15 protein-coding genes are annotated in these 17,026 nt (G+C 32.6%); 1 reads left to right on the top strand and 14 read right to left on the bottom strand.

Annotated features, from left to right (window positions below; translation table 11 throughout):
* Positions 1-4: 4 nt before the first annotated feature.
* The 9 genes from mutS to rny form a co-directional block, all read right to left on the bottom strand.
* Positions 5-2,515 (bottom strand): DNA mismatch repair protein MutS, encoded by a 2,511-nt coding sequence (mutS, locus tag EYR00_RS05330; protein ID WP_003534389.1) that lies wholly within the window; start codon positions 2,513-2,515, stop codon positions 5-7.
* 75 nt (positions 2,516-2,590) lie between these two features.
* Positions 2,591-3,085, bottom strand: coding sequence for an outer spore coat protein CotE (cotE, locus tag EYR00_RS05325; RefSeq protein WP_003534390.1), 495 nt, complete (start codon positions 3,083-3,085; stop codon positions 2,591-2,593).
* 69 nt (positions 3,086-3,154) lie between these two features.
* A complete protein-coding gene (locus EYR00_RS05320; protein ID WP_003534391.1) occupies positions 3,155-4,669 on the bottom strand; it encodes an IMP dehydrogenase in 1,515 nt (504 codons plus the stop codon).
* A 75-nt stretch (positions 4,670-4,744) separates the two neighbouring features.
* Positions 4,745-5,083 carry a YlbF/YmcA family competence regulator gene (locus EYR00_RS05315; protein ID WP_003534392.1) on the bottom strand — a complete coding sequence of 113 codons (339 nt, stop codon included), beginning with the start codon at positions 5,081-5,083 and terminating at the stop codon, positions 4,745-4,747.
* Entirely contained in the window at positions 5,064-6,509 is a 1,446-nt protein-coding gene (gene miaB, locus EYR00_RS05310; protein WP_003534393.1) for a tRNA (N6-isopentenyl adenosine(37)-C2)-methylthiotransferase MiaB, read from the bottom strand. The genes EYR00_RS05315 and miaB overlap by 20 nt, the downstream gene beginning before the upstream one ends.
* 126 nt (positions 6,510-6,635) lie before the next feature.
* A complete protein-coding gene (locus EYR00_RS05305) occupies positions 6,636-6,881 on the bottom strand; it encodes a hypothetical protein (RefSeq protein ID WP_003534394.1) in 246 nt (81 codons plus the stop codon).
* Positions 6,882-6,993: 112 nt separating this feature from the next.
* Positions 6,994-7,254 (bottom strand): stage V sporulation protein S, encoded by a 261-nt coding sequence (locus tag EYR00_RS05300; RefSeq protein ID WP_003534395.1) that lies wholly within the window; start codon positions 7,252-7,254, stop codon positions 6,994-6,996.
* A 45-nt stretch (positions 7,255-7,299) separates the two neighbouring features.
* Complete coding sequence (locus EYR00_RS05295; RefSeq protein ID WP_003534396.1) at positions 7,300-8,073, bottom strand: TIGR00282 family metallophosphoesterase; 774 nt, start codon at positions 8,071-8,073, stop codon at positions 7,300-7,302.
* Positions 8,074-8,114: 41 nt separating this feature from the next.
* On the bottom strand, positions 8,115-9,671 hold the full coding sequence (gene rny, locus EYR00_RS05290; protein ID WP_003534398.1) for a ribonuclease Y: 1,557 nt from the start codon (positions 9,669-9,671) through the stop codon (positions 8,115-8,117).
* Between the two features lie 300 nt (positions 9,672-9,971).
* On the opposite strand from rny, the gene EYR00_RS05285 reads away from it, so the two are divergent.
* Entirely contained in the window at positions 9,972-12,143 is a 2,172-nt protein-coding gene (locus tag EYR00_RS05285) for a DNA topoisomerase III (RefSeq protein WP_040434002.1), read from the top strand.
* Positions 12,144-12,241: 98 nt separating this feature from the next.
* On the opposite strand, the gene recA is transcribed toward EYR00_RS05285, so the two are convergent.
* The 5 genes from recA to fucO all read right to left on the bottom strand — a co-directional run bounded on the left by recA (position 12,242) and on the right by fucO (position 16,890).
* Positions 12,242-13,279 (bottom strand): recombinase RecA, encoded by a 1,038-nt coding sequence (gene recA, locus EYR00_RS05280; RefSeq protein ID WP_008792720.1) that lies wholly within the window; start codon positions 13,277-13,279, stop codon positions 12,242-12,244.
* A 38-nt stretch (positions 13,280-13,317) separates the two neighbouring features.
* A complete protein-coding gene (locus EYR00_RS05275; protein WP_003534406.1) occupies positions 13,318-13,776 on the bottom strand; it encodes a CinA family protein in 459 nt (152 codons plus the stop codon).
* Positions 13,776-14,369, bottom strand: a complete 594-nt coding sequence (gene pgsA, locus EYR00_RS05270) for a CDP-diacylglycerol--glycerol-3-phosphate 3-phosphatidyltransferase (protein ID WP_003534408.1) — start codon at positions 14,367-14,369, stop codon at positions 13,776-13,778. The genes EYR00_RS05275 and pgsA overlap by 1 nt, the downstream gene beginning before the upstream one ends.
* Complete coding sequence (locus tag EYR00_RS05265; RefSeq protein WP_003534410.1) at positions 14,369-15,361, bottom strand: helix-turn-helix domain-containing protein; 993 nt, start codon at positions 15,359-15,361, stop codon at positions 14,369-14,371. The genes pgsA and EYR00_RS05265 overlap by 1 nt, the downstream gene beginning before the upstream one ends.
* A 383-nt stretch (positions 15,362-15,744) precedes the next feature.
* Positions 15,745-16,890 (bottom strand): lactaldehyde reductase, encoded by a 1,146-nt coding sequence (gene fucO, locus EYR00_RS05260; protein WP_003534412.1) that lies wholly within the window; start codon positions 16,888-16,890, stop codon positions 15,745-15,747.
* Positions 16,891-17,026 lie beyond the last annotated feature (136 nt).

The following is a 17,026-nucleotide window of genomic DNA, read 5'->3' as shown; positions in this document are numbered from 1 at the left end:
TCACCTACTTCTCATTTAATTTCTTTAATTCAATCAATGTTGATAAAGCATCAATTGGTGAAAGCGCCATTGGATCAATACCTTCTAAATATTTTTCCACTACACTTACGGTTACTGGTGGAGCTTCTTTTAAAGTATCATCGCTTAAATGATGCTCAATATTATTTTCCTCTAAAGCTTCTAATAGTACATTAGCACGATTTAATACTGCATCTGGTAATTTAGCTAATTTAGCAACATTGACACCATAAGATTTATTTGACCGTCCTGGTTTGATACGGTATAAAAAGACAAGATCATCATTTTCAATTGAAGCACTAGCATGGACATTTTTAATTCCAAGATTCTTTTCTTCTAAGAATGTTAATTCATGATAATGAGTTGAAAATAATGTAATACACTTAATCTTTGCAGCGATATACTCGATCATAGCTTGAGCAATTGCCATCCCATCAAAAGTTGCAGTCCCTCGACCTATCTCATCAAAAATAATCAATGAATTTTCTGTTGCAAAGCGTAAAGCATTATTAGCTTCTAACATTTCAACCATAAAAGTTGACTGCCCGGAAATTAAATCATCACTAGCCCCGATTCGAGTAAAAATTTGATCAAAAATTGGAATACAAGCTTCGCTACATGGAACAAAACACCCTATTTGTCCCATCAGTGCAATTAAAGCAATCGTTCGCATATAAGTCGATTTACCACCCATATTAGGTCCTGTAATCAACATCACTGGATTAGCAGCATCAATATTTACATCATTCGAAACATATGTTCCTTGTGCCATAACCCGTTCAATTACGCCATGACGACCATCAACTACTTTAAACACTTTATTATGATTGAAAGTTGGCCGAACATAACTATTCTCACTAGAAATCATTGCTAATGATTGAAAAACATCAATTTTAGCAATAATTTTAGCAACATCCTGAATAGCATGAACATCTTTTTTTATGTAATTTCTAATTTCTGTAAATAATGCATATTCTAGTTTTATCATTTTATCTTGTGCACTAAGTAATTTTGATTCCATCTCTTTTAATTCTGGTGTCACAAAACGTTCAGCATTAGATAAACTTTGTTTACGAGTATAATTAAATTCATCTTTAACTAATGATAGATTTCCTTTAGTCACTTCAATATAATATCCAAAGACACGGTTATATCCTACTTTTAATCCTTTTATTCCTGTTTTATCACGCTCATTTTGCTCAAATTGAGCTAACCACTGTTTACCGTGATCACGGATATAACGAAGTTCATCAAGTTCTTCATTAAATCCTTCCTTGATTAAATTTCCTTCTTTTACAGTTAATGGCGGATTATCAACAATTGCTTGATCAATCAAATTAGTAATGTGACTTAAATCAGTAAAATGATCTGCCAAGGCACTAATTAAAGGTTCATCTAACGATAATAATTGATTTTTTAATTCTGGAACTACTTTTAAGGAACTGCTAATCCACTTTAGATCACGAGCATTAATATTTCCAAAAGCAATTCGTGAAGATAGTCTTTCAAGATCGTAAATATCTTTCAGAATTTCTTTAATACTTTCTCGTTGAATAAAATGATTAGTAAAGATCTCTACGATATCCAAACGTTCTTCTATTTGTTCTTGATTAATTAGAGGTCGTTCGATCCATTGTTTTAACATCCGTGATCCCATTGCTGTTTTAGTTTGATCTAAAAGCCAAAATAGACTTCCATATTTATCATTACTTTTAGCACTACTCGTCAGTTCTAAAGCTTTTTTTGTATAAAGATCCATTCTCACATAATCTTCATTATTAATTTCTTCAATTATCTGTAAATGTTCCAATTCTCTTTTTTGTGTATCTAATAAATAATTAAGCAGTAATGACGCTGTTTTAATTTGTTTTAAATCATTGATTTTGCTAAAAATCTTATCATACTTTTCATTATAATTATCGTGTGCAAATGGTGAAGATAAAATATCATCAAATTCACGTATTTGATTTGGTAAAGTGACAATTTCCTTAACTGCCATTGTTTCTAGCTGATTCAATAATAATTTCTCTTTCTTTTCAATATTGACCACACTAAATTCGCCGGTTGTGATATCACAAAAAGCTAAAGTATAAGTAAAATCAAATTCTTCTAAGGCAGCAATATAATTGTTTTTATTATTTGTCAGAGATTCATCAAAGATAGTTCCTGGAGTAATGATCTGTACCACCCCACGTTCTACGATTCCTCGTTTCCCAGGTTCTGTTAACTGTTCAACAATCGCAACCCGATGTCCATTATCAACTAATTTTTGAATATATCCACTAGCCGAATGGAAAGGTACCCCACACATTGGAACCCGTTCAGGAGCTCCAGCATTTTTCCCTGTTAAAGCAATTTCTAATTCTTTAGAAACCATTATGGCATCGTCAAAGAACATTTCATAGAAATCCCCTAATCTAAACATAACGATTGAATCTTGATTTTCTTCTTTTATTGATAAATATTGCATCATCATTGGACTATATTTTGGTTTCATCAATTAACCTCACTTCTAAAAAATTACTATCACATTATAACACAAGTAACCTCAAAAGAAAAAAGGCTTCCGCCTTTATTTGATAAAATTTTCATCGACTGTTAAATTTTCTAATTCATCCCATGTCTCATTCTCTGCTTTAGTTTCTACTCGCATTGTTGTTTTACCAACAACACTTAATGAGATTTCTTTTTCAATCTCAATGACAACTTTATCTTCCAACTTATTTACACTAATACATTTTGGTTCACGATTACAGGTAACCATTAATTCATCACCCTCATCAAAATTTCGGGTTTCTTTTTTCACTAAATCTAATTCGTTTAAGTAGCTTACAGTTTGCTTCAATAGACTACTATCATCATTGATACTGTACCATAGATGAACGTCAAAAGTTCCCAAAACAACAGGTTTCCCATCTTTAAAAGCTGCGTTATAACGATGGTTAGTAATCCAACACCCTAGAATTTTGTCATATCCTTCAATCGAAAACGGATATTTATTAAGGGTTCTTTTTTTCCCTTTAGCAATTACTGCCTGAGTAATGATTTCACGAATATTATTTGCCATGTTCTCACCTATTTTAATATATGTTGGAAATTAAAAAAAATGAACAAAAAAACGCGAATTAATCGCGTTTTAGTTTTGATGTCCATTTCCAGATGTAGAATCTTTTAAAACTACATCATGTGCGCCACCTTCAACAATACTAGTTGAGGAAACAAGCGTAATTTTTGCTTTCTCTTGTAATTCTGGAATAGTTAAGGCTCCACAGTTACACATTGTTGACTTGATTTTACTTAAAGTTAAACCAACATTATCTTTTAAGCTACCGGCATATGGTACATATGAGTCAACTCCTTCTTCAAAAGAAAGTTTAGAATCACCACCCATATCATAACGTTGCCAGTTACGAGCACGAGCAGAACCTTCACCCCAGTATTCCTTCATATACTGACCGTTGATACTAACTTTATTAGTTGGAGATTCATCAAATCTTGAGAAATATCTACCTAACATGATGAAATCAGAACCCATAGCTAAAGCCAATGTCATATGGTAATCATGAACGATCCCACCGTCAGAGCAGATTGGAATATAAATTCCTGTTTCTTTAAAATATTCATCACGTGCTTTAGCAACTTCAATTGTAGCCGTTGCTTGCCCACGACCAATTCCTTTTTGTTCACGAGTGATACAGATTGATCCACCACCAATACCAATCTTAACAAAATCTGCTCCAGATTCAGCTAAAAATCTAAAACCATCCGCATCAACAACATTACCAGCTCCAACTTTAACGCTATCACCATAATGTTCTCTGATCCAGTCAATCGTAATTTTTTGCCATTCTGTAAAGCCTTCTGATGAATCAATACATAAAACATCAGCACCTGCTTCTACTAAAGCCGGTACACGTTCGGCAAAATCACGAGTATTGATTCCAGCGCCTACCACATAACGTTTCGAATCATCTAATAGTTCGTTTGGGTTTGATTTTCTTGTTTCATAGTCTTTTCTAAAGACAAAATATGCTAATTTTTGATCATCATCAATAATAGGTAAAGCATTTAACTTATTATCCCAAATAAGATCATTTGCTTCTTTTAAAGTAATTCCAATGTGCCCACAGATTAATTTATCATATGGTGTCATGAACTCAGTTACTTTTGTATCTAAACCCATTCTAGAAACCCGGTAATCTCTGCCTGTTACGATTCCTAATAATTTTCCATTGGCACTACCATCCTCAGTTACTGCCATTGTTGAATGTCCAGTTTTCTCTTTTAAAGCAATTACATCTGCAAGTGTATCACTAATACTTAAATTAGAGTCACTTGGAACAAATCCTGCTTTATAAGTTTTAGCTCGTTTAACCATAGCTGCTTGATCTTCAATCGTTTGTGATCCATAAATAAATGAAACCCCACCCTCTCTTGCAAGAGCTACTGCCATTTTATCATCAGATACAGCTTGCATTACCGCTGAAACTAGGGGAATATTTAATGATAACGCAGGTTCTTCACCTTTTTTAAATTTAACTAATGGTGTCTTTAAGCTAACATTTTTAGCTTGACACTCAGCAGATGAATATCCAGGTACTAAAAGATATTCATTAAATGTGCGTGATGGTTCATCAAAAAAATATGCCATTTTCTATCTCCTTTTCTATGTCGTTTTGTGTAATATTTCATAAATTATAATTAGGATCAATCGTTAAGTCAAGCCCTATTTTAATAATTGTCCGTTTATATATGTATTTATCGATTGCAAAAGACTATCTACTTCTTCCTTCAAGTATAAATAATTAACAACTAATGGATGATTCTCAAATTCATCTTTAATTTTTTGATATTCTTCAATTGTTTTAACAACTGTTTCATCTTGTTTTGACTTTTGATTTACAATCTTCTTTTGATATGCTTTCATCTTTGCTTCAAGTTTTTCTATCTTATCATCCTGATGAATTAGCTGCTCATACTTTTGATATTCTTTAATGACATCAAGATTCAATAAATATTTATTTAACTGTTTAGCACAATCCAAACTACGATTCAATTGATTCACCTTTCAAAGCCCATGTTTTGGCTTCAGTTATTTTTACTTTAATAATTTTTCCAATATCTTTAGGATCACCTTTAAAGTTTACCAATTTTTGATGCCGAGTATACCCAGTCAACATTGAATCATCCTTCTTAGATGTTCCTTCAACTAATACTTCGACAATCTTATTTAAGAAACGTTGATTTTGCTTATACGCTTTTTCATTAACGATTTCATTCAATTTATATAATCGTTGGTCTTTTTCATCACTTGCTACATTATCAACCATTTTCGCGGCTGGTGTTCCTGCCCGAGGTGAGTAGACAAATGTATAAGCTAAATCATATTCACACTCTTGATATAAAGACAATGTATCTAGATATTGTTCATGAGTTTCATTTGGAAACCCCACGATAATATCTGTCGTGACTGTGCAGTCAGGAATATATTCTTTGATCTTATGGAATAATTCTAGATATTGTTCACGACTATAACGGCGCCCCATCAACTTTAATACTTCATTATTCCCCGATTGAACTGGTAAATGAATTGCCGGCATGATATTATCATATTTCGCAATAATTTTGATCATATCTTCACTAAAATCCCAAGGATGACTCGTTGTAAAACGAATTCGTGGAATATTTGTTTTAGCGACATCCTCAAGTAAGTTTGAGAAATTATAATCCTCACCTAAATCTTTACCATAACTGTTAACATTTTGCCCAAGAAGCGTTATTTCTTGATAGCCTTCAGCAACCAGTTCTTCAACTTCTTTGATAATATCTTTTGCTAAACGAGAACGTTCTTTTCCACGTGTATAAGGAACGATACAATAAGTACAAAATTTATTACATCCATACATGATATTTACCCATGCTTTATACTTGTTGTCCCGTCTAACTGGTGCGTTTTCAATTACATCGCCCTCTTTAGACCAAACTTCAACAATCATCTCTTTACTATAAAGTGCATCTTTTAATAACTCAGGTAATCGATGTATGTTGTGAGTACCAAAAATCAAATCAACATGGGGATGCTTTTCCAATATCCGATTAACAACAACCTCTTCTTGAGCCATACATCCACACATTGCGAAAATTAGATTTGGATTAGTCTTCTTTAAATTTTTGACATATCCAACTTTTCCAAATACCTTTTCTTCGGCATTTTCACGAATTGCACAAGTATTTAAAACAATCACGTCAGCCTCTTTAATTTCTGTAGTCGGTTGATATGACATACTTTCCAATATTCCTGATAAAGTTTCACTGTCACGTTCATTTGCTTGACACCCATATGTTTGAATATAATATTTTTTTCCTAGTCCAACTTTGACCATATCTCCTGGAACATGATAGGCATCATCATAGCGACCAACTTCGTCACGACTTCTTCTTTTAGCCTCATTTAATGAAGGCCCTTTAAAATAATTACTATAATCTTTCATTTATTCACCACTTTTCTATCATATTATATACATAAATCTCTATTATTTCCACAAGAAAAAATTCATTTTTATTAAATCTAATTCTTGCTTTTATCGTAAATAAAAAAATAAGGACTTACGTCCTTATTATCCGAAGAATCCATCTGGTTGAATAGAGAAGTATAAAACTGCTCCATCAGGTGTCTTTTTAAAAAGACTCTTACAATGTCCAGCTGCTTCATCTGGTGTAAGTTCTGTTTCACATTCAATTTCAGCCTTGATTCCAGTTTTTTTAATGAATTTACATTTTACTTTATCATCTTCATATCCATCAAAAAAATCGATTAATTTTTGTGTTTGTGCAGTTTGCATTAATAATTTACATTTTGCCATAATAAATCTCCTCCTATATCACGCCTACTATTATAACGCAAAACACTAAAAAAAGAAACCCTTTTCATCTAAAGTAGGGTTACTTTTTTTGTTAAGTTTTTATTACTTAAAATTATCGTAATTCTAACAATAACCTAAGTGCTGTGATTTCCTTATCATCAACAATTAGATCATGAAATGAAGGAATACAGACAATTTCATTTCCAGTTGGGATAATATAACCCCGAGCAATTGCAATTGCCTTAATTGCTTGATTTAAAGCAGCAGCTCCAATAACCTGAATCTGTAATTTAGATTCATTTCTAATCATACTAGCAATAGCGCCAGCCACATTATTAGGGCATGACGTTGATGATACTTTAATTGTTTCCATAATTTTCCTCCTAAAAAAATATATGAAAACATTTAATTATTATACCTAATATGGATGATCTTGATTAATTAAGATTCGTTCAATCGCTACAGGTGTATTTTCCTCAAAAGTAATTATTACTCCAGATAGCTGACCACTACTTTCAGCTACGATAAATGGCGCTCCAAAACCTCTTAGCCTTGTGACGATTGCATCAAGATCGCAACCAATTGCGCTCATATACGGCCCCGTCATTCCTACATCACTGATGAAAGCTAATTTACTATCAATTATCTTTTCATCAGCAGTCTGGACATGAGTATGTGTTCCAAGAACAGCACTTGCCTTATCTTTAACATAATGTGCAAAAGCGATTTTTTCACTTGTTGCTTCACCATGAAAATCTATGATATGAATATCATGCGGTAAATCAAGATACTCATCAATTACTTCAAATGGATTTGAAGTACGACTATCCATAAAAGCAACACCTAATACGCTAGTTATCCTAATCAATTTACCTTTTACATTAAATACCCGTGATTTAACTCCAGGTAGTACTTTTGGCTGATTGATTGGTACAATCAATTTATCCGCTTCATCAATATAGTCATATAATTCCTTTTTATCAAAAGTATGATTTCCCATTGTCATGGCTTGAATTCCCTGAAATGATAACTCATCATAATGGCGTTTTAGTAAACCTTTTCCATGACTTGTATTTTCAACATTTGCTATTACAAAATCAATTTGATTATCTTTTACAATACGATGCAAATAATCTTCAATCATTTCACGTCCAATTGAACCAAATACATCACCAATAAATAATATTTTCATTTTATTTCCCTTTCAAATAAAAGGATAGGCTATGCCTATCCCTATTTAGCAACTTCACTTGCTCTTACTTCACGAATTACTGTAACTTTGATATGTCCTGGATATGTAAGCTCTTCTTCAATCTTCGTTTTAATATCACGAGCAATTTTATGAGACATCAAGTCATCTACTTTATCTGGCTTAACAACAATTCGAACTTCACGTCCAGCTTGAATTGCAAAAACCCGATCAACTCCATCAAAGCTTTTTGCCATTTCTTCAAGTTTTTCTAGTCGTTGAATATAGTTTTCAATTGTCTCACTACGACTACCTGGGCGTGCTGCACTCAAAGTATCAGCAGCAGCAACCAAAATTGATATTACACTTGTTGCAGGTACATCACCATGATGTGATTCAATTGCATTTACAACTGTAGCATGTTCACCATGTTTTTTAGCAAATTTTGCTCCTAATTCCACATGGCTCCCTTCCATTTCGTGGTCAACTGCCTTACCAAGATCATGTAATAAACCAGCCCGTCGAGCTAGTTGTTGATTTAAACCTAATTCAGCAGCCATGATTCCTGCTAAATGAGCAACTTCCAATGAATGTTGTAAGGCGTTTTGGCCATAACTAGTACGATACTTAAGTTTTCCTAACATCATGATAATATCTTTATCAATTTTTGAAATTCCTAATTCAAAAACGGCATCTTCACCTGTTTTGCGAATCACTTCATCTAATTCATTTTTAGTTTTTTGAACTACTTCTTCGATTCTACCTGGTTGAATTCGGCCATCACGAATCAAAGTCTCCAATGATAATCTAGCAATTTCTCTTCTAACAGGATCGAAGCATGAAATTGTAATAGCTTCAGGAGTATCATCAATTATTAAATCTACCCCAGTACATTGTTCGATTGCTTTTATATTGCGACCTTCACGTCCAATAATTCTTCCCTTCATTTCTTCACTTGGAAGAGCGACAACAGAAACTGTTCTTTCAATTGTTTCTTCTTGAGCATAACGATTAATCGCATTAGCGATTATATCACGAGAAAGCAGACTTGCTTTTGATCTAGCTTCCTCCTCTTGATCTTTAATATAAGCCGTCATCTCTGTAGCAGTTTGTTGTTCAACCTGCTTAAATAATTCTTGCTTAGCTTCATTTGCTGACATTGCAGCAATTTTTTCTAATTCACCAATTTTAGCATTGATTTTTTCTTTTAATTCAGCTTCTAGTTTACCTAGTCCGGCTTCTCTTTCGTCTAATTGTACTACTTTTTGCGCTAAAACATCTTCTTTCCCTTGAACAGCAATATCACGACGATCAACTGTTTGTTCACGTTGTAAAAGTTTATTTTCAAGTTCATTAATTTCTTGTTTTTGTTCTTTAGCTTCTTTTTCAGCTTGAAGTTTTAACTCATATGCTTCTGTCTTAGCATCTAAAATTGCTTCTTTAACAAGATTGTCCGCTTTGGCAGTTGCATCATCTATAATCTTTGCAGCACTTACGTTAGCTTTAGAGATTTTTAATTTATTAATTAAATAATTAATAAAAAAACCTAAAGCCACAGCTAGAACATAGGTTAAAATAGAAAAGGCAATATTTCCTGGCATATTTGTCCTCCATTTTCTTCTATGTAAATTATTTTTATGAATCTATAGGAATTCATTATGTGACAAGCACAATAATATTGTATAATATTTTGACATCATTTACAATGAAAAGTGTTTCGAGGATATTTTTTTGTTAAAGTCCTATAACAACAAATTTTAGGTGATTTTAAGATAATAATTTTTAAAAAGAGAAATATCTATGATTAAATCAACAAAAAAAAGATAGCGGTATCATTTTATAATTTAGTTTCATATCAGTAGTTTATTATGATAGAATATTTAAGAAATGAGGTAAAAAAAATGTCAAAAACACTAGTATTAGCAGAAAAACCATCAGTTGGACGCGATATTGCACGAGTTCTACAATGCAATAAAAATGTTAATGGTGGTCTTGAAGGAAATAAATATATTGTTACATGGGCTTTAGGTCACTTAGTAACATTAGCTGACCCTGAAAAATATGATAAACATTATCAAAAGTGGGATTTAAATGATCTTCCCATCATGCCTGAAAAAATGCAATTAGTAGTTATTGGTAAAACTGCTAAACAATATAATGCCGTCAAAAACCTTATGAATCGTAATGACGTTAAAGATATCATTATAGCAACCGACGCCGGTCGTGAGGGAGAACTAGTAGCTCGATGGATCATTAATAAAGCACATATTAAAAAGCCAATGCAGCGATTATGGATTTCATCAGTAACTGATAAAGCAATCAAAGAAGGGTTTAAAAAATTAAAAAATGCTCGTGAATATGAAGCTTTATATCATAGCGCATATAGTCGAAGTATTGCTGACTGGATCGTCGGAATCAATGCTACTCGAGCTCTTACCTGTAAATATAACGCTCAACTAGCTTGTGGTCGTGTTCAAACCCCTACACTAGCAATGATTGCAGCTCGTGAAGAAGAAATTAAAGATTTTGTTCCTCGCAATTATTATGGTATAGAAATCATTAGTAGCCAAATTAACTGGACTTGGCTATCTGCCAAAAAAGAAAAACATTTATTTAATGAAGCCAAAATAGATGAAACTATTAAGAAACTTCAAAATCAAAAATTAAAAATAGAAAAAATCTCAACTTTCACAAAAAAGAAATATGCTCCACAATTATATGATTTAACTGAATTACAACGTGATGCCAATAAACTCTATGGTTTTTCTGCTAAAGAAACTTTAGCAACAATGCAAGATTTATACGAGTATCATAAAGTATTAACTTATCCTAGAACTGATTCACGCTATTTAACCGATGATATCGTTCCAACATTAAAAGAGCGTCTAGAAGCTAGTCGCGGGGGGGATTATGACAATATAATTGATAAAATATTAAAAAGTCCAATAAGAAAACAAAGTCATTTTGTCAACAATAGTAAAGTTAGCGATCATCATGCGATTATTCCTACTGAACAGCCTGCTATGTTAGGTTCATTTACAGATCGAGAATTAAAAATTTACGAATTAGTTTTAAAAAGATTTTTGGCAGTTCTATTACCACCTTATCTATATGAACAAACAACAATTAATGCAATTGTAAATCAAGAAATTTTTACTGTTTCTGGTAAAATTGAAACCCAAATCGGCTGGAAAGAAGTCTATGGTAATGAAGAAGATAGTGAAGATCAAACATTACCATCATTAAAGCAAAATCAATTTTTACCAATCACTGAAATAACCAAAACAACTGGTCAAACAACCCCACCAGGTTATTTTAATGAAGCAACCTTATTATCAGCAATGGAAAATCCAGTTCGTTATACAAAAAACACTTCGAAACAATTAAGTTCTACTTTAGTCAACACAGGAGGTTTAGGGACTGTTGCAACTCGAGCAGATATTATTGAAAAATTATTTAATACCTTCTTAATTGAAAAAAGTGGTAATGATATTCATGTTACAAACAAAGGAAAACAATTGTTGAAATTAGTTCCACAAGATCTTAAAGAACCCGAGTTAACAGCAAAGTGGGAAATGGAATTAGCTAAAATTGCTAAAAAAGAACAAAAATCAAATATTTTTATTAATGAAATAAAAAAATATACTCGTTCTTTAATAGATGAAATAAGTTCTAGTGAAGCCAAATTCAAACACGATAATCTTACTACTAAAAAATGTCCAGAATGCAATCATTTCATGTTAGAAGTTAATGGAAAAAAAGGAAAAATGCTTGTTTGCTCTAACCCCGATTGTAAACATCGTGAATCTGTTTCCATCATCACAAATGCTCGCTGTCCTAATTGTCATAAAAAATTAGAACTTGTTGGTAAAGGTGACAAACAGATGTTTGTTTGTAAAACATGTGGTTATCGCCAACATATGAACGCCTTTAAAAAAGAACGAGAAAATAAAAATAAGCTGGCTCGTAAAAGTGATGTGAAAAAATATATGAATCAACAAAAACAACAGCAGACTGCTGTTGAAGATTCACCATTTGCTGCTCTTTTAAAACTCAAAGATGAATTAAAATAGTTCTTATCGTATTGATAAGAACTATTTTTACATCTAAATATTATTGACAAAACCATAAAAAGGGTAAAGCCGTCAAACAGCTCTAGCCCTATCTTTTCTTATTCTTGCTCACTTTTATTATCGCTCTCTAAGGAGTCTTTGATTGCCTGTGTAATTTCTTCCATAATTTCACTATGAGTACTTAAGAAAGTCTTAGCATTTTCACGCCCTTGACCTATTTTTTCACCTTTATACGCATACCATGCTCCACTCTTTTCAACAATGTCTTTTTCTACTGCCAAATCGAGTACTTCACCATCACGAGAAATTCCTTTACCATAAATAATATCTACTTGTGTAGTTTTAAACGGTGGAGCAACTTTATTTTTAACAACTTTAATATTCACTTTATTTCCAACAATTTCTGTTCCTAATTTAATTGCTTCACTACGACGAATTTCGACCCGAACAGAAGAATAGAATTTTAATGCTCTTCCTCCTGTTGTTGTTTCTGGATTACCAAACATAATCCCAATCTTTTCTCTCAATTGATTAATAAAAATAATCGTACATTCAGATTTATTTAATTCTGCCGCAATTTTTCTTAACGCTTTAGACATCAAACGTGCTTGAAGTCCCATTTGCGAATCACCCATTTCACCATCAAGTTCTACTTGAGGTACTAATGCCGCAACCGAATCGACAACAACTAAATCAATCGCACCTGAACGAACCAAAGTTTCAGCAATTTCTAGTCCTTGTTCTCCAGAATCAGGCTGTGAAAGAATTAATTCATCAATATTAACTCCCAAATTTTGCGCATAAACAGGATCAATAGCATGTTCTGCATCAATAAAAGCAGCACGTCCTCCTTGTTTTTGACATTCAGCAATGGCATGTAATGTCAATGTTGTTTTTCCACTAGATTCAGGTCCGTAAATCTCAATAATTCTTCCTTTAGGATATCCGCCGATTCCTAAAGCTAAATCTAAAGTTAAAGAACCAGTAGGAATTACATCAACACTAACGGCAGCGCGATCACCTAATTTCATTACAGAACCTTTTCCGTATTTTTTTTCAATTTGCTTAATTGCATCATCCAAAGCTTGGACTTTTTTAGCTTCTTCTTTATTCTCTTTAGTCTTTGCTTCTGCCATAATATTCATCCTCCTACTATTATATACCTATATAAATACTAATTTACTTTTATTTTTTCATTCAATTTTCGAATTACAAAATCAATTGCCTGTTTCTGGATTTCTTCACGAGTTCCCTTTAAATTCAATTCATAGATATTGACACCTTGGTATAAAATCCCAATATAAACTAATCCTACTGGCTTCCCTTCCATTGCATCAGGCCCAGCATTGCCTGTAAATGATACACAGACATCACTATCAAGAATTTGTTTTCCATTAACGCACATCAACGAAGCTACTTCTTTACTTACAACTCCATATTTTGAAATTATTTCATGCGAAATTCCTAATAGTCTTTCCTTTGTTGTACTTTGATATGTTACTAAACTTCCTTTGTAAACCTTAGAAATGCCAGGAATACTTCCTAGCATTGCAGCAAAGTTACCTACTGTAAAACTCTCTACACTAGATATACTTATATTATATTGTATTAATGTTTTAGCTAATTCATCCATCACATTGTCTCCGTAAGCATCTCGCGATTTTTTAAGAAATAATCAATCCCGCTAATAACTGAAATTACTGTAGCTAGCCATGCTAAAGCGTTAGCTACATCGACTCCCAGTACAGTAAAAGGAAAATTATTAACTAATAAAAATCCTAATGCAATCATTTGGCTGACTGTCTTTAGTTTACCAAGTTTACTTGCCGCCACGACTACTTGTTTACTCGCAGCTGACATTTTAATCGCATCAACTATAGTATCCCGAGAAATCATTATAATAGGGATAATAATATTGATTGTCTGGTCACTTGCCAATAATAAGAAAATCGTATTAATTAACAACTTATCAGCAATTGGATCAGCAAATTTACCAAATGTTGTTATTAACTTTTCTTTTCGAGCTATTTTTCCATCAAAATAATCAGTAATTGATGCGATAATAAAGATAAATAAAATGATAATATTTACTAATGATATATTTGTCTCCAAAACATGATAGACAGGAACCGTAATTCCTGCACTATCATACGGAAACATATAAATAAGAATTAAGAAGGGAACTAACAATACCCTTGTAACTGTTAATTTATTCGGTAGATTCATTATTGCACCCGCGTAATTTTAAGGGTATGATTACCCCCATCATATTCACTTGCATCAATTTCTAGAGGTTGATCGTTAATGTAGAAACGATGTCCCATAAAATATCCTAATTTTAATTCCAAATTTTGGAAATTCTCTACCGGAATATCTAGTTCAACTATTTCTGGAGCTGCATCAGTTGCATTTGATTTATTAGCATTATTGTAAATACCGCTCTTGAAGCCGCTATAATCACTACCATTGACATTTAATTGTGACCATGTCCGACCAACAAATTCCATTTTAAACTTGAAAGTAGTCATACTTGGATCAAGTTTAATACTATAATCTAACTCACCATTTTTAGTTATTTCAACTGTAGGCGTTTCAGCCTTCTTATCATCTTCATTTTTATCATCAGTATTAGAATTTTTGTTGTCATCACTGTCTTGTTTACCAGCATCATTATTTCCTTCGACAGTTGGTGTATTGTTATCTTTAAAATCTGGCGCTTCAGTATTAGAACGCCCTGCAACGATTGCATACCAAACAACAAAAATGATGGCCACACAAACCACACCAACTAAAGCATATTTAAAATATCTAAGCAAATAGCGATCTTCATAAACACGTTTATTAGAGATAGATTTTTTAGGTTTTACATTTTTTAAATCTTTAAATGTATCACTTACCTTACCAGAAATAGTAATGTTCTTTTTATTTTCTTCAACTAACCGTTTATTTAAATCCTCTTGACGAATTTCTTCTAACTGAATTTCTTGTGTCAGTGCTTCAAATTCAGCATCTAATTCTTTTTCTTCTAACCCTAGGTATTTAGCAATTTTCCGTAAATACATTTTCAAATATAATTCGTCACCTTTATATTTGTCAAACTTACCTGATTCTATATCTTTTAAGACAGCTACTGAAATAAATGTTCCTTTGGCCAACTCTTCAATCGTGACCCCTCTAGCCTCACGTTCTCGTCTAACATGTTCACTAATATTTTCCATGAGCTATCCTCCTTTTTTCCATAATTATAAAAAAGCCTATAATAAACACATAAATTATATCATAATTATTATTTATGACAATAACCTAATCATATTTATTTTATGAAAGACTTTAAAAAAATATACCTTAAAAAAACCACCTTATATATGATACTTTATAAATATAAACTATTTATAAACTAATTGAAATTAATTGAGTAATTTTTTTAATCCATTTATTAGTCTACAAGTTGACAATATAAACGGTCAAGTAATTTTTAACAAACACATTAAATCACAAAATCAAAAAAAAGGCTATGGATTGATGTGACCCCCAAAAGTTAGCTCAAAAATCTAACTATCAGAATACTGGTACAAAACTTACAGCCTTTTTCTAATACTTATTATAATAAAGATTGATATAATTCTTTAATTTCAGCAACGCTAGTTTCTCGTGGATTACCAGGGCGGCAAGCGTCATCATATGCTGATTGTGATAAAAAGTCAAGATCTTCAACTTTAACAATTTCTTTTAAATCAGCTGGAATTCCCACATCTTGAGATAATTTTTTAACCGCATCAACAGCAGCTTTACGATATGCTTCTTGATCCATTCCTGTAGTATCAACACCCATTGCCTCAGCAATATCTTTATACTTAGTCCCTGTTGCAGGAGCATTATATTCCATTACTGTTGGTAAAATAATCGCGTTAGCCACTCCATGAGGTGTATCGTATAAAGCACCTAATGGGTGAGCCATTGAGTGAACTATTCCTAAACCAACATTTGAAAATCCCATTCCAGCAATGTATTGTCCTAATGCCATACCTTCACGACCCTCAGGAGTATTTTCAACAGCACCTCTTAATGAACGAGCAATAATTTCAATCGCTTTAATGTGGAACATATCACTCATTTCCCATGCTCCTGCGGTAATATAACCTTCGATAGCATGAGTTAAAGCATCCATTCCTGTAGCAGCAGTCAATCCTTTCGGCATACTTGCCATCATGTCTGGATCAACAAATGCAACAACTGGTAAATCATGAGGATCAACACAAACCATCTTTCGATCTTTTTGTGCATCAGTAATTACATAATTGATTGTAACTTCAGCTGCAGTCCCAGCGGTTGTGGGAACAGCCAAAATAGGTGTACAAGGATTTTTAGTTTCAGCTACACCTTCAAGACTTCTTACATCACTGAATTCAGGATTTTTATCAATGATTCCAATCGCTTTAGCAGTATCCATTGAAGAACCTCCACCAATAGCGATCATATAATCCGCTTTGGCTTCCTGTAAAGCTTTTACACCGCTTTGAACATTTTCAATAGTTGGATTTGGTTTAATATCAGAATAAACTACATAGTCTAAATTTGCTGCATCTAATAAGTCTGTGACTTTTTTAGTAACTCCAAATTTAATTAAATCCGGATCTGAGCATACCATTGCTTTTTTAAAGCCACGAGCCTTTACCTCAGTTACGATTTCCCTGATAGCACCACTTCCATGATAACTTGTTTCATTTAAAATAAATCTGTTTGCCATATTAAAATCTCCTTTTGTTTTATTTCTTGATAAAATTTTAACATGGATTTTTCAATATATTCAAGTTACAGATGTAAGCGTTTGTAACATTTTCGTGATTGTCATGCAATTTAGTTGCAGTAATAAAAAAGTATGT

The sequence above is a fragment of the Thomasclavelia ramosa DSM 1402 genome (genome assembly GCF_014131695.1).
Taxonomy (GTDB): Bacteria; Bacillota_I; Bacilli_A; order Erysipelotrichales; family Coprobacillaceae; genus Thomasclavelia; species Thomasclavelia ramosa.
The sequence above is the reverse complement of the archived record's forward strand: the minus strand, read 5'-3'. Positions and strand labels throughout refer to the sequence as shown.